The organism is Pseudooceanicola sp. NS-SX8, from assembly GCF_057380755.1.
On record NZ_CM170819.1, the window covers coordinates 3,873,681 to 3,896,542 of the forward strand.

The 22,862-nt window shown below is 68.1% G+C and carries 19 protein-coding genes; 4 read left to right on the forward strand and 15 right to left on the reverse strand.

Going from position 1 to position 22,862, the window contains the following annotated elements; all coding sequences use genetic code 11:
- Positions 1 to 73: 73 nt before the first annotated feature.
- Positions 74 to 1,390 (forward strand): ATPase, encoded by a 1,317-nt coding sequence (locus tag AC2IR1_RS17695; RefSeq protein ID WP_486473287.1) that lies wholly within the window; start codon positions 74 to 76, stop codon positions 1,388 to 1,390.
- Positions 1,391 to 1,497: 107 nt separating this feature from the next.
- On the opposite strand, the gene AC2IR1_RS17700 is transcribed toward AC2IR1_RS17695, so the two are convergent.
- Entirely contained in the window at positions 1,498 to 3,081 is a 1,584-nt protein-coding gene (locus tag AC2IR1_RS17700; protein WP_486473288.1) for an MDR family MFS transporter, read from the reverse strand.
- Positions 3,082 to 3,459: 378 nt separating this feature from the next.
- Here AC2IR1_RS17700 and AC2IR1_RS17705 point away from each other — a divergent pair, with 378 nt between their 5' ends.
- Positions 3,460 to 3,954: a MarR family winged helix-turn-helix transcriptional regulator gene (locus tag AC2IR1_RS17705; RefSeq protein WP_486473289.1), complete on the forward strand. Its 495-nt coding sequence runs from the start codon at positions 3,460 to 3,462 to the stop codon at positions 3,952 to 3,954.
- 85 nt (positions 3,955 to 4,039) lie between these two features.
- Here the strand turns inward: AC2IR1_RS17705 and AC2IR1_RS17710 are convergent, their stop codons facing one another.
- Entirely contained in the window at positions 4,040 to 4,687 is a 648-nt protein-coding gene (locus AC2IR1_RS17710; protein ID WP_486473290.1) for an HD domain-containing protein, read from the reverse strand.
- 86 nt (positions 4,688 to 4,773) lie between these two features.
- Between AC2IR1_RS17710 and AC2IR1_RS17715 the strand changes: the two genes are divergently transcribed.
- Both AC2IR1_RS17715 and pdeM read left to right on the forward strand, forming a co-directional pair.
- Positions 4,774 to 7,170, forward strand: a complete 2,397-nt coding sequence (locus tag AC2IR1_RS17715) for a ligase-associated DNA damage response DEXH box helicase (protein ID WP_486473291.1) — start codon at positions 4,774 to 4,776, stop codon at positions 7,168 to 7,170.
- Positions 7,171 to 7,430: 260 nt separating this feature from the next.
- A complete protein-coding gene (pdeM, locus tag AC2IR1_RS17720) occupies positions 7,431 to 8,087 on the forward strand; it encodes a ligase-associated DNA damage response endonuclease PdeM (RefSeq protein ID WP_486473292.1) in 657 nt (218 codons plus the stop codon).
- A gap of 282 nt (positions 8,088 to 8,369) precedes the next feature.
- Here the strand turns inward: pdeM and AC2IR1_RS17725 are convergent, their stop codons facing one another.
- From AC2IR1_RS17725 to ruvB, 13 genes are all read right to left on the reverse strand, one after another.
- On the reverse strand, positions 8,370 to 10,046 hold the full coding sequence (locus tag AC2IR1_RS17725; protein WP_486473293.1) for a formate--tetrahydrofolate ligase: 1,677 nt from the start codon (positions 10,044 to 10,046) through the stop codon (positions 8,370 to 8,372).
- A gap of 459 nt (positions 10,047 to 10,505) precedes the next feature.
- Positions 10,506 to 11,117 carry an MOSC domain-containing protein gene (locus tag AC2IR1_RS17730; RefSeq protein ID WP_486473294.1) on the reverse strand — a complete coding sequence of 204 codons (612 nt, stop codon included), beginning with the start codon at positions 11,115 to 11,117 and terminating at the stop codon, positions 10,506 to 10,508.
- A 344-nt stretch (positions 11,118 to 11,461) separates the two neighbouring features.
- Positions 11,462 to 13,381: an ATP-dependent zinc metalloprotease FtsH gene (gene ftsH, locus AC2IR1_RS17735; RefSeq protein WP_486473295.1), complete on the reverse strand. Its 1,920-nt coding sequence runs from the start codon at positions 13,379 to 13,381 to the stop codon at positions 11,462 to 11,464.
- Between the two features lie 93 nt (positions 13,382 to 13,474).
- Positions 13,475 to 14,743: a tRNA lysidine(34) synthetase TilS gene (gene tilS / locus AC2IR1_RS17740; protein WP_486473296.1), complete on the reverse strand. Its 1,269-nt coding sequence runs from the start codon at positions 14,741 to 14,743 to the stop codon at positions 13,475 to 13,477.
- 14 nt (positions 14,744 to 14,757) lie between these two features.
- Positions 14,758 to 15,747, reverse strand: coding sequence for a tol-pal system protein YbgF (gene ybgF, locus AC2IR1_RS17745; RefSeq protein WP_486473297.1), 990 nt, complete (start codon positions 15,745 to 15,747; stop codon positions 14,758 to 14,760).
- A 266-nt stretch (positions 15,748 to 16,013) separates the two neighbouring features.
- A complete protein-coding gene (pal, locus tag AC2IR1_RS17750) occupies positions 16,014 to 16,535 on the reverse strand; it encodes a peptidoglycan-associated lipoprotein Pal (protein ID WP_486473298.1) in 522 nt (173 codons plus the stop codon).
- Between the two features lie 102 nt (positions 16,536 to 16,637).
- Positions 16,638 to 17,978 carry a Tol-Pal system beta propeller repeat protein TolB gene (tolB, locus tag AC2IR1_RS17755; protein WP_486473299.1) on the reverse strand — a complete coding sequence of 447 codons (1,341 nt, stop codon included), beginning with the start codon at positions 17,976 to 17,978 and terminating at the stop codon, positions 16,638 to 16,640.
- Complete coding sequence (locus AC2IR1_RS17760; protein ID WP_486473300.1) at positions 17,978 to 19,153, reverse strand: cell envelope biogenesis protein TolA; 1,176 nt, start codon at positions 19,151 to 19,153, stop codon at positions 17,978 to 17,980. Before AC2IR1_RS17760 ends, tolB begins: the two co-directional genes overlap by 1 nt.
- A gap of 22 nt (positions 19,154 to 19,175) precedes the next feature.
- Positions 19,176 to 19,649: a protein TolR gene (gene tolR / locus AC2IR1_RS17765; RefSeq protein ID WP_486473301.1), complete on the reverse strand. Its 474-nt coding sequence runs from the start codon at positions 19,647 to 19,649 to the stop codon at positions 19,176 to 19,178.
- 3 nt (positions 19,650 to 19,652) lie between these two features.
- Positions 19,653 to 20,348 carry a protein TolQ gene (gene tolQ / locus AC2IR1_RS17770; protein ID WP_486473302.1) on the reverse strand — a complete coding sequence of 232 codons (696 nt, stop codon included), beginning with the start codon at positions 20,346 to 20,348 and terminating at the stop codon, positions 19,653 to 19,655.
- A gap of 122 nt (positions 20,349 to 20,470) precedes the next feature.
- Positions 20,471 to 20,875, reverse strand: coding sequence for a tol-pal system-associated acyl-CoA thioesterase (gene ybgC, locus AC2IR1_RS17775; protein WP_486473303.1), 405 nt, complete (start codon positions 20,873 to 20,875; stop codon positions 20,471 to 20,473).
- 242 nt (positions 20,876 to 21,117) lie between these two features.
- Positions 21,118 to 21,765, reverse strand: a complete 648-nt coding sequence (locus AC2IR1_RS17780; RefSeq protein WP_486473304.1) for a hypothetical protein — start codon at positions 21,763 to 21,765, stop codon at positions 21,118 to 21,120.
- A gap of 29 nt (positions 21,766 to 21,794) precedes the next feature.
- Positions 21,795 to 22,838, reverse strand: a complete 1,044-nt coding sequence (gene ruvB, locus AC2IR1_RS17785) for a Holliday junction branch migration DNA helicase RuvB (protein WP_486473305.1) — start codon at positions 22,836 to 22,838, stop codon at positions 21,795 to 21,797.
- Positions 22,839 to 22,862 lie beyond the last annotated feature (24 nt).

Genomic DNA, 22,862 nt, shown 5'->3' on the forward strand with positions numbered 1-22,862 from the left:
TGCACCGCTTTTCTGACTGAAAACACTGCGGAAACAGGCTACACATGCCCGAAAGACACGAGAAGCCGCGACCATGAACATGCAACCGCAGACGCAAGGCGTCACGCCGCCCCCGATGCCCCGCACCCTGCAGGACATGCGCCTGTCCATTGTCATGATGCGCGATATCGTCATCAAGACGATGTACCGCAAGAATATCGACAAGGTGACGGAACTGGCGCAGGCCGTCTGCCTGCCCGTGGCGGTGACCCAGGAACTCGTCGATCTGTGCCGCGAACAGCTGCTGCTGGAAGCGACGGGCAACATGTCGGCCTCCGCCTCCGCCGAAATGGGCTACCAGCTGACGGACAATGGCCGGGCACGCGCGCTGGATGCGCTGGCGCAGTCGGAATATTTCGGCGCCATGCCCGTCCCGCTGGAGATCTACCGCGAACAGGTCGCCCGCCAGTCGGTGCGCAACATCGCCCTGACCCGGGACCGGCTGGAACAGGCCATGGGCCACCTGATCCTGCCGCCCGACCTGATCTCCAACCTCGGCCCCGCGATCACCTCCGGCCGGTCGATCCTGATGTACGGCCCGCCCGGCAACGGTAAATCCTCCATCTCCAACGGGATCCGCGATGCGATCGGGGATCGGATCTACGTGCCCCGCGCGGTGGAATACTCGGGCCAGGTGATCACCGTCTTCGACCCCATCGTCCATTCCTCGGCCGAGGAGCAGGCGCAGGATCCCAACCAGCTGCGCCTGTCCGCGGACCGCTACGATGCCCGCTACGTGCGCTGCGAACGGCCCACCGTGATCACCGGGGGCGAACTGACCCTCGACATGCTCGACCTGAAGTACAACTCCGTCGCGCGCACCTACCAGGCCTCGCTGCAGCTGAAGGCAGCAGGCGGGGTCTTCATCGTCGACGACCTCGGCCGGCAGGCGGAACCGCCGCAGTCGCTGGTCAACCGCTGGATCGTCCCGCTGGAAGAAAACAAGGACATCCTCGCCCTGCAATCGGGCGAGAAGTTCGAGGTGCCCTTCGACACGCTCGTCATCTTCTCCACCAACTTCCACCCGAACGAGATCTTCGACCAGGCGGCCCTGCGGCGGATCTTCTTCAAGATCAAGATCGACGGGCCGACCCAGGAAAACTTCCTGAAGATCTTCGCCCTCGTCGCCAAGAAGAAGAAGATGCCCCTGTCCGAAGCCGCCCTGCGCCACCTGCTGAAGAACAGGTACCCGGAAATCGGCAACAATTTCGCCAACTACCAGCCGGTCTTCCTGATCGACCAGATGATCTCCATCTGCCAGTTCGAAGGCATCCCGAACCAGATGACCCCGCAGCTGATCGACCGCGCCTGGGCCAACATGTTCGTCCGGGACGAACAGATCACCCGCTGACGCGCCCCCCGATCTAACCCCCTACGCAAACGGGCCCGCCCCTGGGGGCAGGCCCGTTTTCTTGTCTACGCACCCCCGGAACCCCGAAAGGCCCGGCAAAGGGCGTGTCACTCCGCCGGGGCCAGGCCCGTGCCCTCTTCCGGCTCCGAGTTGCGCAGGGTGGGGCGGCCGCCATCCAGCGGCTTTTCCTGCAGGCACAGGCTGGCGATGCAGGCCAGGCCCGCCGCCACGGCCCCCACCAGGAAGACCGGCTGCAGCGCATCGGCAAAGCCCTGGACCACCGTGGCCTTCACCGCCGGTTCCAACCCGGCGACCAGCGTCGTGGTGATGTCCTGCACCCGTTCCACCTGGGGCAGCAGCGGCTGCACATGCACGCCCAGCCCGTGGTTGAAGATCGCCCCGAAGACAGAGGTCCCGACGGATCCGCCCGTCAGGCGGAACATGTTGGCGCTCGCCGTGCCCACGCCCAGGTGCTCACGCGGGACGGAGGTCTGGATCGCCACCACGCCCACGGCCATGGTCGGCCCGATGCCAAGGCCCACGCAGAACAGGTTCAGCGTGATCTGCCACAGCGGCGTCTCCGGCCCGATGGTCGACATCATCAGCAGCGCCAGCACCAGGATGACGGTGGAGATATTGGGCAGGAACTTGTAGCGCCCGGTATAGGTCATGACCCGGCCCGCGGTGATGCTCATGCCGATCAGCCCGGCCATCATCGCGATCATGTAGACCCCGCTCTCCGCCGGCGGCACGCCCTTCACCACCTGCAGGAACATCGGGATGAAGCTGATGGTGCCGAACATCGCCATGCCGATCAGCAAGTTGACCCCGTTGGCCGCCAGGAAGTTGCGGATCCGGAACAGCGACAGCGGCAGGACCGGCTCCGCCGCCCGCGCCTCGGCCCAGATGAAGCCCACCAACGCGACGGCAACCACCGCCAGAAGCACGTTCATCGGGCTCGATCCCCAGGGCAGGGTCGACCCGCCCAGGCTCGCCACGATCACCACCGACGACAGCAGCGCCATCAGCGTCACCGCGCCGAGGTAATCCATCTTGTGCTTCACACGCTCCGTCGGGCGTTTCAGCACCCGGCTCAGCACCACGAAGGCGGCCACGCCGAAGGGGATGTTGACGAAGAAGATCCAGTGCCAGCCCGCCGTCTGCACCAGGAAACCGCCCACCAGCGGCCCCAGCACCGTCGACACCCCGAAGACGCCCGACAGCATGCCCTGCGCCTTGGCCCTCTCGCGCGGCGGCAGAAGGTCCGCCACCACGGCCATCGACACCACGATCAGGGACCCACCGCCAAAACCCTGCACGATCCGCCCCAGCACCAGCACCGGCATGTTCCAGGCCACGCCCGAAATCCAGCCGCCCACCAGGAAGATCCCGATGCCGAACTGCAGCACGATCTTGCGGCCGTACATGTCCCCCAGCTTGCCCGCGATCGGCGCCCCGATGGTCGAGGCCAGCAGATAGGCCGTCACCACCCAGGTGATATAGCTCAACCCGCCCAGGTCGCTGACGATATCGGGCAGCGCGGTCGACACGATGCTCTGCCCGGTGGAGGCAAGGAACAGCGTCAGCGCCACGGTGATCATCGTCACCCGGCGCAGTTTCGGATCGGGAAGGCCAAGATCGGCATCGGGTCGGGCGGGCGCCGCCGTGGCGCCGCTGGTCTGCGTTGTCATATCTGTCGTCTTTTCGTGCGGTCGGGCAGCCCGTTCCGCCGACTGTGTAATGACAGGGGGATCGCCGCCTTGCTAAACTGGATTACGTCTCATATATGAAAATGGCATATACATGTCAACAGCACGCATATGACAAGACAACGAACATAAGGCCCGAAGGGCCAGCCGACACACGGCACTGGACACGGCAAGGGACCATCTGCCGGGCCAGCTATTGGGACAAATTCGGAGGGTAGACCCATCGGTACGCGTGAAGAGGATCTCGTTTCACTCCTCGCCAAATCGGGAATTCCAGAGGGCACGACGCGTCACGCCCTGGCAATCGACGCCATCCTGCAACGCTGGCGCCGCCGCGTCGGGCGCCGCGAACTGGGCCGCATGGCCCTGGACCGGCTGCAGCTGGACATCGACCTGCCCAAGCTTGACGTGCTCATGGCGACCCGCGCCCCCTCCAACGAATTCGGCCAGGAAGAGGGGGAGACGATGGTCTCCACCATTGCCTGCCGCCTGTCGATCGACCCCTCCCGGGCCTCCCGCCTCGTGTCCGACCTGATCGGACAGGGCTACCTGCTGCGCGGCGTCAGCCAGCAGGACGCGCGGCGCACCATTGTCGAACTGACCGAAAAGGGCCGGGTCACGGTGGATGCGGTGCGTACGCTGAAATTCCTGATCCTGGGCGACTACCTGAAGGGCTGGGACTCCGAAGAGGTGGACCGCTTCATCCCCCTGCTCGACCGTTTTTCCAACTGGTCCGACGAAGCGGCCGAACGCGGCCAGACCCGTTTCGATCCCACCATCGCGGAACTGCGCGAACAGCTCGGCACCGCCGACGACCCGGATCAGGACGGCCTGGACAAGACCGGAGACGCCTGAACTCCAGTTGCCTGAAAGGCCATCGCCTGGAAAGCAGGGAAGCCCCCCGAACGGCCCCGACAGGGCGCCGGGGGAGGCACCGGCCTCAGCCGACTTCCTCCAGCAGGGCCTCCCGGAAGGCCGCCAGCCGCGCATGGCGTGCGGCGGCCATCCTCTGCCCCTCCGCCGTGGTGAACCCTTCGGCCAGCCGCAAAAGCTTCACCTCGAAATGGTCCAGTGCGAAGGCCCCGTCATCCAGCGGCCGATCCTTCGCCGCCGGATCGGCGCTGTCGTGAATGGCCCGGCCGCTCATGCCCGCCACGTAGAAACACCGCGCCACGCCGATCATTCCGATGGCGTCCAGCCGGTCGGCATCCTGCAGGATCCGCGCCTCAAGGGTCTCCGGCGCGATGCCTGCCGAAAAGCTGTGCGCGGCAATGGCATGGCAGACCCGCGCCCGCGCCTCCGCGTCCCATCCCAGCTCCGCCAACAGCCCCTCGGCCTTCTCCGCCGCCATCCGCGACGCCCGCGGCCGGTCGGGCGACCGCTTGTCGACCCAGACGCAATCATGCAGCAGCACGGCGGCCTGCAGGATGCGCAGCTCGCCCCCCTCTACCGCCGCGATCCGCGCCGCATTGCGCCAGACCCGCAGCAGATGCGCGCCGTCATGCGCCCCGTCCGCAACCGCCGGATCCACCGCATGCGGGATCAGCGCGCAGGCCAGGTCACGGTCCGGGAAATCCTCTGCTCTCATGCCATCCTCCGTTTTCCCCTCGCTACCCCGCCCTGCCCGCGCCGTCACCCCTCGCCAAGCCGCCCCTGCGCGCCTATCTCTGTGCCATGACCCTCCCCGCCCGTTTCCAGGACTGGTTCTCTGCCCGGGGCTGGCAGATCCACCCGCATCAGCAGGACATGCTGGCGCGCAAGGACGACCCGTCGCTCCTGCTCATCGCGCCCACCGGCGGCGGCAAGACCCTCGCGGGCTTCCTGCCGACCCTCGTGGAACTGGCCGACGGCGGGCATGACGGCCTCCACACCCTCTACATCTCGCCGCTGAAGGCACTGGCCGCCGACATCCGCCGCAACCTGCAAACCCCGGTCGAAGAGATGGCCCTGCCCATCCGCATCGAGGACCGCACCGGCGACACCTCCTACACCACCAAGCGCCGCCAGCGCGCCGACCCGCCCCATATCCTGCTGACCACGCCCGAAAGCCTGGCCCTGCTGACCTCCTACGAAGACGCCCCCCGCATCTTCGCCGGGCTGCAGCGCGTCGTGGTCGACGAAATCCACGCCCTGGCCGAGTCAAAGCGCGGCGATCAGCTCATGCTGGCGCTGGCCCGCCTCGAAACCCTCTGCCCCGGCCTGCGCCGCGTGGGGCTTTCGGCCACCGTCGAAGACCCGCCCGCGCTGGCCCGCTTCCTCGCCCGCCACCCCGACCCCTGCGCCATCCTGCAGGCCGATCCCGGCCCCGCGCCGGACATCTCCATGCTGGAAACCTCCGCGCCGCCGCCCTGGTCCGGTGGCGGCGGCGCCTATGCGATTCCGGCGGTGCTCGACCAGATCCGCCAGCACCGCATCACGCTCATCTTCCACAACACCCGCGCCCAGGCGGAAATCTTCTTCCACAACCTCTGGATGGCCAATACCGACGGCCTGCCCATCGGCATCCACCACGGCTCCCTCGACCGGGTGCAGCGTGAACGCGTCGAAAAGGCCATGGTGCAGGGACGCCTGCGCGCCGTGGTCTGCACCGGCTCGCTGGATCTGGGCATCGACTGGGGCGACGTCGACCTCGTGATCCAGGTCGGCGCGCCCAAGAACGTCAAACGGCTGGTACAGCGTATCGGCCGCGCCAACCACCGCTACAACGCGCCCTCCAAGGCCCTGCTGGTGCCCGCCAACCGCTTCGAGGTGGTGGAATGCGTCGCAGCCCTGGAAGCGGTGAAGGACAACGACCTCGACGGCGACCCGCGCGGCCCGGGCCCCCGCGACGTGCTCTGCCAGCAGATCCTCATCGCCGCCTGCTCAGGCCCCATCGACGCCGACGCGCTCTATGCCGAGGTGACGACCGCTGGCCCCTATGCCGCCCTCCCCCGCCCCGATTTCGACGCCTGCCTCGATTTCGTCGCCACCGGGGGCTACGCGCTCCGCGCCTACGACCAGTGGCAGCGGCTGAAGCAACGCCCCGACGGCACCTGGGCGCTGCGCGACCCCCGCGCCACCCAGATCATCCGCATGAACATCGGCACGATCCAGGACAGCGACACCCTCAAGGTCCGGCTGAAACGCGGCGGCGGCAAACCCCTGGGCGAGGTCGAGGAAGCCTTCGCCGCCTCCCTCACCCCCGGCGATACCTTCCTCATCGGCGGCCGCATCGTGCGCTATGAATCCCTGCGCGAAATGACGGTGGAGGTCTCCCGCGATCCGGGGCGCAAACCCAAGGTGGCGGTGTTCTCCGGCACCAAGTTCGCCACCTCCACCCAGCTCTCCCACCGCATCCTGCGCATGTTTCAGCAGGAGACATGGCCCGAACTCCCCACGGCCACGGCAGACTGGCTTGCCCTGCAACGGGAAGTCTCCCGCCTGCCCGAACCCGGGCGGCTGCTCTGCGAAAGCTTCCCCCACGACGGGCGGCAACACCTCGTCACCTACGGCTTCGCGGGTCGCAACGCCATGCAGACCCTGGGCCTTCTGCTCACCAAGCGGATGGAGGAGATGGGCCTCGCCCCCTTAGGCTTCGTCGCCACCGACTACGCCACGCTGATCTGGGGGCTGGAACACGTGACCGACCCCGCCCCCCTCTTCGACGCCACGGCCCTGCGCGACGGGCTCGACGGCTGGCTGGCGGGCAACGCGGTGATGAAACGCACCTTCCGCGCCTCGGCCACCATCGCGGGCCTGATCAACCGCAACACGCCCCAGGCGAAGAAATCGGGCCGCCAGGCGACCTTCTCCTCCGACATCCTCTACGACACCCTGCACCGCTACGACCCCGACCACCTGCTGATGCGGATCACCCGCGAGGAAGCCATGCGCGGCCTCGTCGACTTCGGCCGGATCGAGGAAATGCTGGCCCGCACCACCGCCATCGACCACCTGCGCCTGCCCCGCGTCACGCCCCTGGCCGCGCCCCTCTTCCTAGAGGTCGGCAAGGTCCCGGTGGAGGGAGAGGCCCGCGCCCGCCTGGAAGAGGCCGAAGCAGAACGCCTGATGCAGGAAGCCGGCCTCGCCTGACCAGAGGGGTATCGGCCTCTCGGCCGATGGCCTCCGGCGGGAGTATTTCCGGCGGGTTGAAGACCCGGGGCCAGCCCCTCGGGCGACCTACTTTTCATCTGAGAGCGTGCACGCCCTCCACGGCAAAACGAGGCCAGCCAGTCCGGCACCGCCTCCCATGCTTCAACCCGCCCGAAATACTCCGGGGGGAGTCGCGCCAAAGGCGCGGCGGGGGGCAGCGCCCCCTTGCCTTCGCCCTCTCCCCTTGGCAAGAACACAGCATGAACGGATACGCCTTCACCCTTGCGGGGGCCGCGCTGCTGGCCCTGCCCTCCGGCGCGCTCTGGTGGGGCGCGGAACGGCTGCTCTGCGTCTCCGACCTGCACCTGGGCAAGGCCGAACGTGCCGCGCGCCGGTCCTACACCGCCCTGCCCCCCTATGAGACCCAGGACACCCTCGCCCGGCTCGAAGCGGAGGTCGAACAGCTCGACCCCGCCACCGTGGTCTGCCTCGGCGACAGTTTCGACGATGATGCCGCCGCCCGGGCCCTGCCCGCGAAGGACCGGCTCTGGATCGCCCGCCTCCAGGCCGGGCGGCGCTGGTGCTGGATCGAGGGCAACCACGATCCGGGTCCCGTCGACCTGGGCGGGGACCACTTGGCAGAGCTCGCGCTCGGCCCGCTCACCTTCCGCCACATCGCCGAAGCTGGCGCGGTGGGAGAGGTCTCGGGCCATTATCACCCCAAGGCGGGCACCCGGTCCGGCCCGTCCCGGCCCTGCTTCCTGCTGGATGCCAGGCGGCTGATCCTGCCCGCCTTCGGCACCTATACCGGCGGCTTGCGCACGCGTGATCCGGTGCTTTCCTCGCTGATGGCGCCGGGCGCCCTGGCCATCCTCACCGGGCCCGCAGCGCGCCCGATCCCGATGCCGCGCCGCTGATCCCGGATTCCCCTTTCCGGACATTTCCGCACCCCGACCGGAAAATCGCGGCTAACCTGCTCTCAGGACTCAAAAAGAGAATCGTGACGACGTGCCCGCGGGCCCGACAAGCAGGAAAGTGAATTGGCTTTCCATGGTATTCCGCGCCAAAGCTGCGGCGATCCTGCCAGTACCTCTCCCGCCCTCAAAAGTTGAGAAAGTGACTCTGCATCACCACGCAGAAAGGCGCGAAACTTTCAGATTCCGCGCCTTTCTCCGATCCAACCGGTGATCTTTCCTACCTCAGAACAGCCCCTCGACCTCGCCCTCGACGTTCAGGCCGATTGCCTCGGCTGCCGGGTGGCGCGGCAGGCCGGGCATGGTCATGATCTCCCCGCAGATCGCCACGACGAAGCCCGCGCCCGCCGACAGCCGCACCTCGCGCACCGGCACGCGGAAGCCCTCGGGCGCGCCGTGCAGCGTGGGGTCGGCGCTGAAACTGTACTGGGTCTTGGCCATGCAGACCGGCAGGTCGCCGAACCCCGCCGCCTCCCACTCCGCCAGTTGGGCGCGGATCTTCGGATCGGCATCGACGCCCTCGGCGCCGTAGATGCGGGTCGCCACGGCCTCGATCTTCTCCATCAGGCCCATGTCGTCGGGGTAGAGCACCCGGAACTCCGCCTCGCCCGCGCGCACCACCTCGGCCACGCGCCGCGCCAGCGCCTCGGTACCCGCGCCGCCCTCTGCCCAGTGGGTGCAAAGGAACACCTCGGCGCCCTGCGCCTCCACGTAGGCGCGCAGCGCCGCCAGTTCCGCCTTCGTGTCGCCGTCGAAACGGTTGACCGCGACCAGCACCGGCAGGCCGTAGCCGCGCAGGTTCTCCAGGTGGCGACCAAGGTTGGCGCAGCCGCGTTCGACCGCCGCCACGTCCTCCGCACCCAGATCCCCCTTGGCCACGCCACCCGACATCTTCAGCGACCGGACCGTCGCCACCAGCACGGCGGCATCGGGCGCCAGCCCGGCCTTGCGGCACTTGATGTCCAGGAACTTCTCCGCGCCGAGGTCGGCGCCGAAGCCTGCCTCGGTCACCACGATATCGGCCAGCCGCAGCGCGGTCTCCGTCGCGATGACGGAATTGCAGCCGTGGGCGATATTGGCGAAGGGCCCGCCGTGAACGAAAGCGGGCGTATTCTCAAGGGTTTGCACCAGGTTCGGCTGCAGGGCCTCGCGCAGCAGGACCACCATGGCCCCATCGGCCTTCAGATCGGCCGCCGTCACCGCACGCTTGTCGCGGGTGTAGCCGACGATGATCCGCCCCAGCCGCGCCTGCAGATCGCCCAGGTCGGTCGCAAGGCAGAGGATCGCCATGATCTCGCTCGCCACGGTGATGTCGAAGCCGCTCTGGCGCGGGAAGCCGTTGCCCACGCCCCCCAGCGACACCACGATATCGCGCAGCGCCCGGTCGTTCATGTCCATCACCCGGCGCCAGACCACCCGGCGCGCGTCGATGTCCAGCGCGTTGCCCCAATGGATGTGGTTGTCGATCATCGCCGCCAGCAGGTTGTGGGCGCTGGTGATGGCGTGGAAATCGCCGGTGAAATGCAGGTTCATCTCCTCCATTGGCACCACCTGGGCATGGCCGCCGCCCGCCGCACCGCCCTTCATGCCGAAACACGGGCCAAGCGAGGCCTCCCGCAGGCAGATCGCGACCTTCTCGCCGATCCGCGCCAGGCCGTCGCCCAGGCCCACGGTGGTGGTCGTCTTGCCCTCCCCCGCAGGCGTCGGCGTCACGGCGGTGACCAGCACCAGCTTGCCTCGTGGCCGGTCGCCCAGCCCCGACAGGAAGTCCCGGTCGATCTTCGCCTTGTCGCGGCCATAGGGCAGCACGGCCTCGCCGGGGATCTCCAGCCGGGCGGCGATCTCTCCGATGGGGCGCTTGCGGGCGGCGCGCGCGATCTCGATGTCACTGGGCTGGGGCATGGACCTCTCCTTTTCTGCGCCCATCCCTTCGCGGACGGCGCCCCCGCACCCTAGCGTCAACCCCGCTCCTGCCAAGGCCCGCCCGCGCCCCGGGCCGGACACACCTGGCGCCCGTCATGAAAAAGCGACATGACAGGCATTCCATTCGGTCGGGTATTCCATACTGGCGCCCCGGCCGGGAAAGTGAAAAAGACTGCGGAACTTATTAACCATACGGCGCGTTACTTCCCCATACGGATGATTACTCACCGCTGCCAAGGAGAGAGAACATGAGATCCGCTGCCCTCGTCGTCTTCCCGAGCTTCGCCGCCACCCTGGTGCTGGCCGTGGCGCTCTTCGCCTGACGACTTTCCCCCGAACTCAGTCTGACTTGCCGGCAGGTGCCCCTCGCATCTGCCGGTTTTTTATGGCCAAATCGCCCCCTGCCCCCGCGGACCACCGGGCAGGCCACCGGGCGGATCAGTCGCGCGCATCCGCATAGGCACGGTCCAGATGCGCCCAGACCGGCTGATGCGGGATATGCAGGCGCAGCTCCTCGCCCAGCTCGAACGCGCCTTCGCGCTCCACCCAGGCGGTGACACCGCGCAACCCGTGGGCCGCGCGCTTGAAGGGCTTGCCGTGGCCCGGCAGGACCTGTTCGATCTCCCGCGCGGGCAACAGGCAGGGGCGGTTTTCCATGTCCACGGTCACCGTGGCACCGCCCGTGCCCTGCAGCCGGGACGACGGCGGCACATGGCTGAAATCGGGGATGCCCTCGATCACCATGGTCGCCCCCAGAAGCGCCGGATCCAACGCCTCCAACCCGCAGCCCGCGGCGATCTTCGCCAGATCCTCCGCCGAAAGGATGGTCAGCTGTCGTACGTTGCGGATCTGCGTGCCCCGCGTGGGATACTGGGCCAGAACCCGCGAACAGCTGGGCCGGGTCAGCCCGCCGTGATCCTCCCCCACCGGTCCGGCGAACCCCAGCTCCAGCCGGTCCCGCGGGACAGAGGGCAACCCCGCCTCCCGGTCCGGAACGGTGCCGAGCCAGGTGATGCGGGCGGTGTACTCGGTGGCGATCAGGGCGGGCATGGCACTCTCCGTTTGCAGCTCGAAGCGATCCTCCCCGGATTGCGGGCCAACTGCAAGTCACGCCGAGGGAGGGGGGCGCTGCTCCCCGCCGCGCGTGCCGCGCGTCTCCCCCCGGAGTATTTTCAGCCCAGTCAAAGACCAGGTCGGCGCATCGAAGCGGCCGACTTTCCCAAAGGCGCCTGGCCGTTCTCCATCAGCGCCCGGTCTCCATCAGCGCGCGGTCTCCGTTTCGGCGCGCCCCTGCTCTTTCACCGGGCCCAAATACTCCCGCCGGAGGCCGCCGCCCGCCAAAAGCAAAAGGCCGGCGCTTTCGCACCGGCCTTTCAGATCTCTCCCCTCGCGGATCAGGCGGAGGGTTCGGGCTCCATGCCGCCACCCGCCTTGGGCTTGGGCTTGGTCTTCGGGATCGAGGCGACAGAGGGGGCGGACCCGGAGGTATCGCTCTTGTCGTCTTCGCTGTCATCGGCGTGGGGCGGTTCGCCCCGGATGACGCGCTCGATCTCCGCGCCGGTCAGGGTCTCATACTCCAGCAGGCCCTGGGCCAGCCGTTCCCATTCCTCTTCGCGCTCTTCCAGGATGCGGCGGGCTTCCTGGTAGCCTTCGTCGATGATGCGCTTGACCTCGGACTCGATCATTTCCTTGGTCTGGGCCGAGATGGAGAAGCCCCCGGCACCGCCCCCGCGGAAGGCCTCTGCGGCCTCCTGGTAGTCGATGTTGCCGACGCGGTCGGACATGCCCCACCGCATCACCATGGCGCGCGCAAGGTTCGACGCCTGCATGATGTCGCCGGACGGGCCGTTGGAGACATGCTCCTCGCCCCATTTCTTGATCTCGGCGGCCTTGCCGGCCATCGTCATCGCGATCTTTTCTTCCAGCTCATCCTTGAAGTAGTTCAGCTGGTCCATTTCCGGCAGCGACATCACCATGCCGAGCGCCTGGCCACGGGGGATGATCGTCGCCTTGTAGACCGGGTCGCACTTCGGCAGCGTCAGGCCGACAATGGCGTGACCGGCTTCGTGGTAGGCGGTCATTTCCTTCTGCGCCGGGGTCATGACCATCGAGCGGCGTTCCGCGCCCATCATGATCTTGTCCTTGGCGTTTTCGAAATCGACCATGGTCACGAAGCGGCGGCCGACACGGGCGGCCATCAGCGCGGCCTCGTTCACCAGGTTGGCCAGGTCCGCGCCCGAGAAGCCCGGCGTGCCGCGCGCGATGATGCGCAGGTCGACGTCGGGGCCCAGCGGGGTTTTCCGGGCATGCACGCCCAGGATCTTCTCGCGGCCCTTGATGTCGGGGTTCGGCACCGTCACCTGGCGGTCGAAACGTCCGGGGCGCAGCAGCGCCGGGTCCAGCACGTCGCGGCGGTTGGTGGCGGCGACGATGATGACACCCTCGTTGGCCTCGAAACCGTCCATCTCGACCAGCAGCTGGTTCAGCGTCTGTTCGCGTTCGTCGTTGCCCCCGCCGTAGCCTGCGCCACGATGGCGGCCCACGGCGTCGATCTCGTCGATGAAGACGATGCAGGGCGCGTTCTTCTTGGCCTGTTCGAACATGTCACGGACACGGCTTGCGCCCACACCCACGAACATTTCCACGAAGTCGGAGCCGGAGATGGTGAAGAAGGGCACGCCGGCCTCGCCTGCGATGGCGCGGGCCAGCAGCGTCTTACCGGTGCCCGGGGGGCCCACCAGCAGCGCGCCTTTCGGGATCTTGCCGCCCAGGCGGGAGAATTTCTGCGGGTTGCGCAGGAATTCCACGATCTCTTCCAGCTCTTCCTTGGCCTCGTCGATGCCCGCGACGTCGTCGAAGGTCACGCGGCCCTGCTTTTCCGTCAAGAGCTTGGCGCGGGACTTGCCGAAGCCCATGGCCCCGCCCTTCCCGCCGCCCTGCATGCGGTTCATGAAATAGATCCACACGCCGATCAGCAGCAGGATCGGCAGCAGCGAAATGATGAAGGCCTGGAAGCCGTTCTCTTCCTGGCTCTTGGCGGTCACCGGGATGCCGTCCGCGATCAGTTCGCTGGTGATCTCGGCATCGGCCGGCTTGATGGTCACGTAATCCTTGCCGTCGGATCCGCGATACAGGACCTTTTCCCCGTCCAGCGTGACCGAAGTGACGAAGCCGTCGTCAACCTCCTGCACGAAGGTGGAATAGGGCCTGGACTGGCTCTGCAGAGCCGAGTTCGAACCGCCGAACAGGTTGAACAGCGCCACGATCAGCAGCAGCAGCACAGCCCAGAAGGCGAGGTTTTTTGCGGTGCCCACGAAAGGTCTCCCCTAGATCTTACTCGTCATGCGCCTAGCATAAGGGCGTCCGGGTTTAAATAAGCGCTATCCGCCCCGGTTCAATGCGACGCATCACTGCGTCAGCAGAGCCGCATGGAAACTGTCTTCTCCCCGGACCAGCTCGGCCCGCCACCCCTGTGCGTAACCCGCATGAGGCGCAGCCACCAGCTTATCACCCGTCCAGACCGAAGGGTAGCCCAACAAGGACCGGTAAGGCAGTCCGCCCGCGCGCCATTCCGGCAGGGCCTTCAGCCCCGCCTCGCCCAGGGCGCGGATCTCCGTTCCGGCCTCGCCCAGGGTCTTCTCCCAGGGGGGCACCAGTCGCCAGCGGCCATCCCAGGTGCCGTCCGGGGGGCATGTAACCCCTTCCACCGCCGCAACTTCCCGGCTGACACGGACCTCCCTCGGGGTGACGGTAATGGCGCAGCCATGCAGGGTCATGCCGGTGCCGGTCCGCACCGCTTCCAGCGCCAGCGACAGGGCCCGGCCCCGCGGCGGATACTCGCTCCCCGAGACCCAGATCAGCGCCTGCGCCATCAGGCGGCGGGCGATCTCGGGCTGCAGCACCCGGTAGCCGCTGCGCGCCATCACCAGGTCACCGGCCTGGAAGGTGACCAGCTTCTGCGCCTCGGAAAAGGCATACCACCCAAGGGTCGCCCGGACCGAGGCCAGGTTCTTCGCCGTGCCCGCCACGGCCGCCACCGTCAGGCCCAGCGGCTCCAGCGCGCTCAGCGCCTGGCGCGCCCGGACCCGGTCATAGCGCCTGTCCTCGTTGGACGGATCCTCGGCCCAGTCCACCCCGCGCGCGCGCAGCAGATCCCGCAGGCAGCTGCGCCGGATGTCCAGCATCGGCCGCACGAAGGTGATCGGGCCGATGCGCCGGCGCGCGGCCATGCCCGACAGCCCGTCGACCCCGGCCGAACGCGACAACCGCATCAGGAAGGTCTCCGCCTGGTCGTCCGCCGTGTGGCCAAGCGCCACCTGGCGGATCCCCCGCGCCTTCGCCCAGTCGCCCATCAGGCGATAGCGCGCGCGGCGAGCCTGGTCCTGCAGGTTGCCCTGCCCGTCCCAGCCTTCCCAGCGCAGCACGTCATGGGGAATGCCAAGCGCCCCGGCGGCCAGGCCCACCTGGCGCGCCTCCTCCGCCGCCTCCGGGCGCAGACCGTGGTCCACCGTCACCGCGCGCAGGCGCAAGGCGCTGTCCGCGGCGATATCGGCCATCAGGTGCATCAGGGCGATGGAATCCCCCCCGCCCGACACCGCAAGCCCGATCTCCTCGGGCGGGCCGGGCAGGAAATGCCCTGCCACCAGCTCTTTCAGAAGGGAACTGCCCTCGGTCATCCGTCAGCCCCCCGTCAGGAACATCCCTTGCTCTGACGGGCTGTCTGCGCCTGGTCGGCCCAGGGGGTGGCGGGGAAGCGGTTGCCCACCTCGCCCAGGGTCACGCAGGCCTCGGTGTTCTGACCCAGCTGCGACAACTGCATGCCCAGCCGGTAGAGCGATTCCGGCGCGTTGTCGCCCGTGGGCTCGGCCGAGAAACTGTCGAGGTAGGCACGCGCCGCGCCCTTCACATCGCCCGCCGCTTCCAGCGCGCGCCCCCGGCCCAGGTCGGCCGCAGGGGCCAGCGGGCTGCCGGGATAATTGCTCTTGAAGGTCTCGAAGGCGCTTTTCGCGGCGGTGAAATCACCGGCATCCAGCTTCTCCTGCGCGGCCTGGAAATCGGCCTTTTCGCTGACCGCAAGCTGCATCTCGTTGCCGCCGCTGCTCGCAGTCGGGCCGCCACCGATGCCGCCCACGCCCGCAGCGGGGGCCGCAGATGCGGTGACAGAAGACGGCTCTGCGCCGCCCAGGGTAGAGGTCTGGCCAAGCTGGCTCAGATCGCCACCTTCCAGCTCCACCAGGCGGAATTCCAGGTCACCGATGCGGTTGGTCCCATCGGCCACCACGCTGTCGATCCGATGTTCCAGCTCCTCGGTCTTGTTGGTCAGCCGGCGCATCTCCTCCTCGATGGCGTTGATGCGTTCCAGCTGCGTCCCCGCCCCCGAAAGCTGCGACGGCGCCCCGGTGGTCGAAAGCTCCCGCTTCAGGCCCTGGACCTCGGAATTCAGCAGGGTCAGCTGCTGCCGGATGTCGGCCAGCGTTTCCTGCCGGTCCTGCGCCAGGGCGGGGTGAACGCCCCCGGCCAGCGGTGCCACAACGCAGGCCAGCGCACAGGCAAGGCCCAGCGATGCCAGCCGTCGGCGCAGGCCACCGGCCCTCGGGTCCTGCACATTGCGGGTCTGGTGGTTGCGGAATTGGCCAAGGGACATCGTCCCGCCGGGAATTGCCATCGTACTCGTCCCCATTTCGATCCTCTTGCACCGATCCCCCCAAAGGGCCGGCCGGGCGACCGACTGCCACCCTGTCAGGGCCATCGCCCCATGTCCTGGCCTCCCCCTCCCCAGAGGGCCGCCTTTGCGCGCCGTCTCCGGCTGCGCGGTCAACGGGCCCTGTCCTGCCCGTCACCTTCCTTGCGAAACTGCCAGTCTCCGCCCACCCCGGCAACTGAACAGCTCCGTACAGGATTATACGCGACGAAGCTGCGGCTCCGTCGCGTCATTTTCAGCCTGCCTTACAGGCCTGCCCCCGCCTGCAACACGGTCACCGCGCGGCGGTTCTTGGCATAGCACGCCTCGGCAGAGCAGATCTCGATCGGGCGCTCCTTGCCGTAGCTGATGGTGCTCAGACGGCTCGGCGCCACGCCCTTGGACACCAGGTAGTCACGCACGGCGGTCGCACGGCGCGCGCCCAGGGCAAGGTTGTATTCCCGGGTGCCCTGCTCGTCCGCGTGGCCCTCGATGCGCACCTGGAAGCCCGGGTTGGACATCAGCCACTGCGCCTGCCCGTCCAGGACGGCCTGCGCCTCGGCGCCCAGCGTGGACTGGTCGACGGCAAACAGCACGCGGTCACCCACCGCCTGCTGGAAATAGGCGGGCGAGGCCGGATCGGACGCCGCGCCGTTGGCGCCATAGGCGCCGTTTGCCGCGTTCAGGTCGGTCACGTTGTCGAAACGGTCCGCCCGGGTGCTGCCGCACCCTGCCAGCCCAAGGCTCGCGATGGTGCACAGGATGGCGGCTTTGGCCAGATGGTTCATGTCATGCCTCTCGTATTTGTCTCAAATTATATTCGTTCCGGGGGCTGTCCCGCAAGCGGCCCCGGCAGGGCCCGGACCGGTGCGGATGGACCCCCGCCTGCCTTATTGAAGCGGGCCCCATGCGGGGTCCGATGCGCCCTGGGGCGTGTTCACCGCCTTCAGGTTCCGCCCGGTAATGTCGACGGAGTAGAGCGACGAACTGCCAAGCTCCCCCTGGGTTTCCCGGGCGAACATGATGACGCGGCCATTGGGCGACCAGCTCGGTCCCTCGTCCAGGAAGGACGCCGTCAGCAGGCGCTCTCCCGATCCGTCGGTGCGCATCACGCCGATGTGGAACCGGCCCTTGGACTGCTTGGTGAAGGCGATCAGGTCGCCCCGCGGGGACCAGACCGGCGTGCCGTAGCGGCCTTCGCCAAAGCTGATCCGCTGCGCCTCGCCGCCCGTGGCCGGCATGATGTAGAGCTGCTGGGTGCCGCTGCGGTCGCTCTCGAACACGATGCGCGACCCGTCCGGGCTGAAGCTCGGCGCCGTCTCGATCGAGGGCGCATCGGTCAGCTTGCGGCTCTGCCCCGTGGCGATGTCCATGCGGTAGATATCCGTGTTGGACCCGTTGGTGAGGGAGTAGATGACGGTATTGCCGTCCGGGCTGAAGCGCGGGCTGAAGGCCATGTCGCCCTGCCCGGTCTGCAGGATCCGGCGGCCGACGCTGGCCACGTCCAGCACGTAGATCTCCGGTCGCCCGGTCTCGTAGCTGGTGTAAAGCACCCGGTCGCCCGTGGGGGAGAACCGCGGCGCCAGCACGATGGAGGAGCTGTCGGTCAGGTACTGCGTATTGGCGCCATCGTAATCCATGATCGCCAGGCGTTTCTGGCGCGCGTCCTTCGGCCCGCTTTCCGCGACGAAGACCACCCGGCTGTCGAAATAGGCGCCCTCCCCGGTGATCCGGCTGTAGACGGCATCGGCCACCTTGTGCGCCATCCGCCGCCAGCCCGCCTCGGTGCCGGTGAACTGCAGGCCCGATCCCATCTCCTGTCCGGCAAAGACGTCATGCAGGCGGAACTTCACGTTCACCTGCCCGCCCTGCACGCTGACCGCGCCGGTGATCAGCGCCTGGGCGTTGATCGCCTTCCAGTCGGCATATTGCACCGGGCTGGAGAAGCTGGTGATGCTGCCGATATGGGCCGAGGGCGGGATCTCCCGGAAAAGCCCCGTCCCGGTCAGGTCCTCGGCCACCACGCGGCTGATCTGCGCCGCCAGCTGGCCCGCATTGCCGCCCTCGGGGACGAAGTTCGGAATGGCGATCGGCATCGGTTCGATCACCCCCTCGGTGATCTCGATCCGGAGGGGGCCCGACTGGGCCTGCGCCGCCTGCCCCGCAGGGATCAGCGCCGCAGCCAGCCCCAGGCACAGGGCAAGCGGTGTCAGGAGTGCATTCGGTCTCATCATAGGTTCCGCATTTTCTCCGGGTTGAATGTCATTTCGATGTCGCGCCAGCTGTCGTACTTCTCCGCCGGCAGCTTGAAGCCGCCCTGCATCGCACTGCACCGCAGTACCGCCCGCCGCGCGGCATCGAACGCCGCCCGCTGGGCCGAAGCATCGCCACCCTGCGCGCTCACCTGTCGCAATGTAGATTGCTGGACCTGTCCGTCACGATCCAACGAGAAGGCAATCGTCACCACAACCTGCGCCGCCGCCGACCCGATGTCGACATTCCAGCACTGCTGAACCGCCACGCGCAGCCCCTCGCGCTCCGACGCCGACAGCGGCGGCCCCTGCCGCACCGGCGCGTCAGAACTCTGCCCGCCCCCGCCAAGCGCCTCGGCCAGGGCCTGGTCGATATTGGCATCGTTGTCGGCCGGTTTCGGTTCCGGTTTCGGTTCGGGCTTGGGTTCAGGTTTCGGCTCGGGCGCAGGTTCAGGCTTGGGCTCAGGCGCAGGCTCGGGCTCTGCCGCCGCGGTCTGCTGCGGCGGTTCCGGGCGCATCTGCGGCCGCTTGGACGAAGTCGGCGCCCCCGACGGCCGGTCGGCCTCGGTCACGATCTCGGTGGTGCTGGGCGGCGGAGCGGCGGGCGCCTGCTCGGGCTCCTGCACCTCTGCCGGGGCATCCGACGGGGCGACCTCGGGGCGGGTCTCGATATCCTCGGCCACGTCCTCTGCAGAGCGCTCCACCGGCTCCGGGGCGATGCGCGGGGCGGCCTCGGGGCTGGGGGCGACGTCGGGCCGATCCGGGCCCTGAACCTGCTCGGGTAGCTGCGGGCGAACGGGTTCGGGCGCAGGCTCTGGCGCGGGTTCAGGTGCCGGCGCGGGTTCGGGCGCAGGCTCAGGTTCCGGTTCCGGCGCGGCCTCGGGTTCCGGCTCAGGCGCGGGCGCGGGCGCCGCTTCCGGCGCAACCTCGGGCGCGGCTTCGGGGGCCACCTCCGGCGCGGCGGGCTGCGGCACCTCGGTCGCGGCCTCGGGCGGCTGCGACGCCGCCTGAAGGGCCGCAAATTCCTCCTCCGTCACCATGGTGACGGGGCTCACCTCCGCCGGCTGCGGCGCAGGCGTGAAAAGACCGCCCAGGAAGAGCCAGGCAATCAGCCCCACATGCGCGGCCCCTGAGATGATCTGGCCCGTATTCATGCCCCTGCTCATGGCGTCTGGCCTAGCCGGCGTCCCGGACAGGATCCTGGCTGTCCGTCACCAGGCCGATATCGGTGAACCCGCCCGCATTCAGCGCGCCCATGACCTGCATCACCTGGTCATAGCTGACGGCACCGTCCGCGCGCAGGTAGATCCGGGTGGAGGCCCGCTCCGCCGCGACCGCGCGCAGCTTGTCCACCAGCTCCCCCGCCGCGACCTCGGTGGTCTGCAACAGGATCGTGCCGTCCCTGGTCAGCGTCACCGTCAGCGGCTCTTCCGCCTCCGTCGGCAGCGCCGTCGCCTGGGTCTTGGGCAGTTCCACCGGAACGCCCACCACCATCAGCGGCGCGGCCACCATGAAAATGATCAGCAGCACCAGCATGACATCCACGAAGGGGGTCACGTTGATCTCTGCCATGGGGCGCGCCCGGCCACCGTGCCGGCGCCCCCTGCGGCGGCCGCCGCCGCCTCCCTTGCCGATGGTGCCCGCGCCCATGGCTCAGGACTCCAGCTGGCGGCCCAGGATCGTCGCGAACTCATCCGCGAAGGCCTCGTAGCCCCCGACCAGACGATCCGCATCCGTGCTGAGCTTGTTGTAGAAGATCACCGCCGGGATGGCGGCCAGCAGGCCAAGCGCGGTGGCCAGCAGCGCCTCGGCGATGCCCGGCGCCACGACGGCCAGGTTGGTGTTCTGGGTGGCGGCAATGCCCACGAAGGCATGCATGATGCCCCAGACCGTGCCGAACAGCCCCACGAAGGGAGAGGTCGAGCCCACGGTCGCCAGCACCGGCAGGCCCGATTGCAGGGCCTCCGCCTCCTTGGCGATGGCCACGTCCATGCTGCGGTCGATCCGCGCCTGGGCGCCGGCGATCATCTGGCCGTCGCTGCGGTAGCTGCGGCGCCATTCCGTCATGCCGGCGGCAAAGATGCGTTCGCTCCGGCCCGACGGCTCCGGCCCGATTTCGTCGTACAGTTCGTCCAGCGGCTCCCCGGACCAGAAGGCCCGGTCAAACCGGTTCGCCTCGCGCCGGGCGGCGCGGTAGGCGATGATCTTCTGGATGATGATCGACCAGCTCCAGAACGAAGCCAGGATCAGCAGAAGCATCACGATCTTCACGGTGAAGGTCGCCTGGGCGAAAAGGCCAAGCAGGGAGAAATCAATCTCCTGCGCCATTGCGAGGGGTGCGGTTTCCATTCTGTCTGCTCTTTGTCGCGCGGCCGTCTGGTGCGGCAATTGGGGACGAATCTAGCGCAGATCCCCGACAAAGGCCAATGACAAAGGCATTTCAGAGCCGTGAGGCGGTGGTGCGGCGCTGCCTATTCCACCGCCAACTGGCGGAGAACCGCCGGAAGCCGCACCGGCGCCCCCTGCCCGTCCAGCGCGACCAGGGTGACAAGGGAAGTGAATAGCCTTTCCTCGCCCTCCTCCCCGCTTTTACGCAGCACCTCCTGACGCAGGATGATGCGCGCCGGGCGGACCTGCTCCACCGTGGTCACGACGCTCAGCTGGTCGTCGAACTTCGCAGGCTTCAGGTAATCCGCCTCGACCCGGCGCACCGCAAAGACCTGCCCGGTCTCCGCCTTCATCGCCGCCTGGTCCAGGCCCAGGTCGCGCACCCACTCGCTGCGGGCGCGCTCGATGAACTTCATGTAATTGGCGTAGTAGACGATACCCGCCAGGTCGGTGTCCTCGTAATAGACCCGCAGATCGAACCTGTGCATGTCGCGCCCTTTCCCTTTGCCCCTTGCTCGCCCCTCCGGCCCGGCTTGTCCAGCCCGCCCGGCGCCTCGGGTTGCCCGAACCCGGGCCCCGCTTCTGGCCCTGCTTGGGGCCGGAATTTCACACCGTCGCGATACAGTCGCGATACCGACGTAATACCGACGTTTTAATCGCGCCTTTTCAGCGACTTCGCGAATCTATTGGGGGTTGTGAATACCGACGTTCCGGCGCGGCGCCCCTGGGCTCAGTTGAACAGCTGCCCGGCCCGTGCCGAAAGCCTCAGCGCAAGGCTGGGATCTTCGGAATATGCAGGCAGAACAGGGTCATAGGCGGCCCGCAGGACCGATGCCAGGTCGGGCCGCAGCACGGCTTCGCCCTGCCCGTCCGCCCGCGCCAGCGCCGAACGCCCGTCAAAGGTCGCCGGCCCCCAAAGCAGCATGGATTTCAGCATCTGCTCCATCCCCAGATCCGCCGCCGGCATCTCCGCCAGCGCCCCCCGCATCCGCAAGAAAACAAAGGCCGCCTTGATCGAACCATCCGCTTCGAACCTGAAAAAGCGATACTGATCAGCATCTTGCGCCTGCAGCCTCGGCAGCAGCCCCTCCAGGTCGGGCACCAGTCGCTCCAGGTTCTCGACCTCCCCCAGCTCCGCCCAGTCGGTCAGGAAGAACAGCATGAGGTTCGCGCCCAGCTCCGGATCCGTCTCGGCCATCTTGTGACCCGCAGCCAGCACCACGACCTCCATCGCGCCCTTCAACGGCGGCAGGCTCTGCTCCGCCGCGCCGAAGATCACCGGCACGATGGGCCGCGACCAGCGGGCGAAACGGAACTGGTCGTCGGCATCGGCGAAGAAGCTTTCGACGACCTCGGGGGCTGGGGCAAGTCCTTGCATGGATTGTCCTTTCTGACGTTCTGATCCGGTCACTGACCGAAGAGATCCGGCCCCTGTTCGCCCGCCCGCTTCGGCGCGGCAAGGCCCAGGTGGCCCCAGGCCCGCTGTGCCAGCATCCGCCCGCGTGGCGTCCGCTGCACCAGCGCCTGCTGCAGAAGATAGGGCTCGATCACCTCTTCCAGCGCATCCCGGCTTTCCGACAACGCCGCCGCCAGGGTTTCGATCCCCACCGGCCCGCCGCCGTAACCCTCTCCGATCATGCGCAAATATCGCCTGTCGGCGCCATCCAGGCCCAGCTCGTCCACGCCCAGCCGCGTCAGCGCCCGGTCGGCCAGCGCCCGGGTGATCCGCCCGTCGCCCTCGACCACAGCAAAATCCACGACCCGCCGCAGCAACCGCCCGGCGATCCGCGGTGTCCCCCGCGCCCGCCGCGCGATTTCCAGCGACCCCTCGGGATCCGCCGGCGCACCCAGTTTGCGTGCGTTGCGGGTGACGATTTCGTCAAGCTCCTCAATGGTATAGAACTGCAACCGCGTCGGGATGCCGAAGCGGTCGCGCAGCGGTGTCGTCAGCAATCCCAGCCGCGTCGTGGCGCCTACCAGCGTAAACGGCTGCAGTTCGATCCGCACCGTCCGCGCCGCCGGCCCCTCCCCGATCACGAGGTCGAGCTCGAAATCCTCCATCGCCGGATAGAGCACCTCCTCCACCGCCGGGTTAAGCCTGTGGATTTCGTCGATAAAAAGGACGTCCCGCGCCTCCAGGTTGGTCAGGATCGCCGCCAGATCCCCCGCCTTGGCCAGCACCGGGCCGGAGGTCATGCGGAAGTTCACGCCCAGCTCCCGCGACATGATCTGCGCCAGCGTCGTCTTGCCGAGGCCGGGCGGGCCATGAAACAGCGTGTGGTCCATCGCCTCGCCACGCTGGCGGGCCGACTGGATGAAGACCTTCAGGTTCGCCCGCGCCTCTGCCTGGCCGATGAAATCGTCAAGCTGCTGGGGCCGCAACGCCCGGGTATCGGCGGCGGCATCCTCGGGCAGCGGATCGGGACGCAGGGTGGGATCGGGTTCGTTCATAGGCCCCTCCTAGCCGTGGCGGGG

Excerpts from the sequence above, each read along its gene's own strand:
- pal (WP_486473298.1), bottom strand. The coding sequence starts at position 16,535 with ATGAACCATCTGGCCAAAGCCGCCATCCTGTGCACCATCGCGAGCCTT.
- tolB (WP_486473299.1), bottom strand. The coding sequence starts at position 17,978 with ATGAGACCGAATGCACTCCTGACACCGCTTGCCCTGTGCCTGGGGCTG.
- AC2IR1_RS17730 (WP_486473294.1), bottom strand. The coding sequence starts at position 11,117 with ATGCCCGCCCTGATCGCCACCGAGTACACCGCCCGCATCACCTGGCTC.
- AC2IR1_RS17700 (WP_486473288.1), bottom strand. The coding sequence starts at position 3,081 with ATGACAACGCAGACCAGCGGCGCCACGGCGGCGCCCGCCCGACCCGAT.
- AC2IR1_RS17725 (WP_486473293.1), bottom strand. The coding sequence starts at position 10,046 with ATGCCCCAGCCCAGTGACATCGAGATCGCGCGCGCCGCCCGCAAGCGC.
- ybgC (WP_486473303.1), bottom strand. The coding sequence starts at position 20,875 with ATGCACAGGTTCGATCTGCGGGTCTATTACGAGGACACCGACCTGGCG.
- ruvB (WP_486473305.1), bottom strand. The coding sequence starts at position 22,838 with ATGAACGAACCCGATCCCACCCTGCGTCCCGATCCGCTGCCCGAGGAT.
- AC2IR1_RS17710 (WP_486473290.1), bottom strand. The coding sequence starts at position 4,687 with ATGAGAGCAGAGGATTTCCCGGACCGTGACCTGGCCTGCGCGCTGATC.
- AC2IR1_RS17715 (WP_486473291.1), top strand. The coding sequence starts at position 4,774 with ATGACCCTCCCCGCCCGTTTCCAGGACTGGTTCTCTGCCCGGGGCTGG.
- AC2IR1_RS17695 (WP_486473287.1), top strand. The coding sequence starts at position 74 with ATGAACATGCAACCGCAGACGCAAGGCGTCACGCCGCCCCCGATGCCC.
- tolQ (WP_486473302.1), bottom strand. The coding sequence starts at position 20,348 with ATGGAAACCGCACCCCTCGCAATGGCGCAGGAGATTGATTTCTCCCTG.
- ybgF (WP_486473297.1), bottom strand. The coding sequence starts at position 15,747 with ATGGGGACGAGTACGATGGCAATTCCCGGCGGGACGATGTCCCTTGGC.
- tilS (WP_486473296.1), bottom strand. The coding sequence starts at position 14,743 with ATGACCGAGGGCAGTTCCCTTCTGAAAGAGCTGGTGGCAGGGCATTTC.
- AC2IR1_RS17760 (WP_486473300.1), bottom strand. The coding sequence starts at position 19,153 with ATGAATACGGGCCAGATCATCTCAGGGGCCGCGCATGTGGGGCTGATT.
- AC2IR1_RS17780 (WP_486473304.1), bottom strand. The coding sequence starts at position 21,765 with ATGCAAGGACTTGCCCCAGCCCCCGAGGTCGTCGAAAGCTTCTTCGCC.
- AC2IR1_RS17705 (WP_486473289.1), top strand. The coding sequence starts at position 3,460 with ATGGCCCTGGACCGGCTGCAGCTGGACATCGACCTGCCCAAGCTTGAC.
- pdeM (WP_486473292.1), top strand. The coding sequence starts at position 7,431 with ATGAACGGATACGCCTTCACCCTTGCGGGGGCCGCGCTGCTGGCCCTG.
- tolR (WP_486473301.1), bottom strand. The coding sequence starts at position 19,649 with ATGGGCGCGGGCACCATCGGCAAGGGAGGCGGCGGCGGCCGCCGCAGG.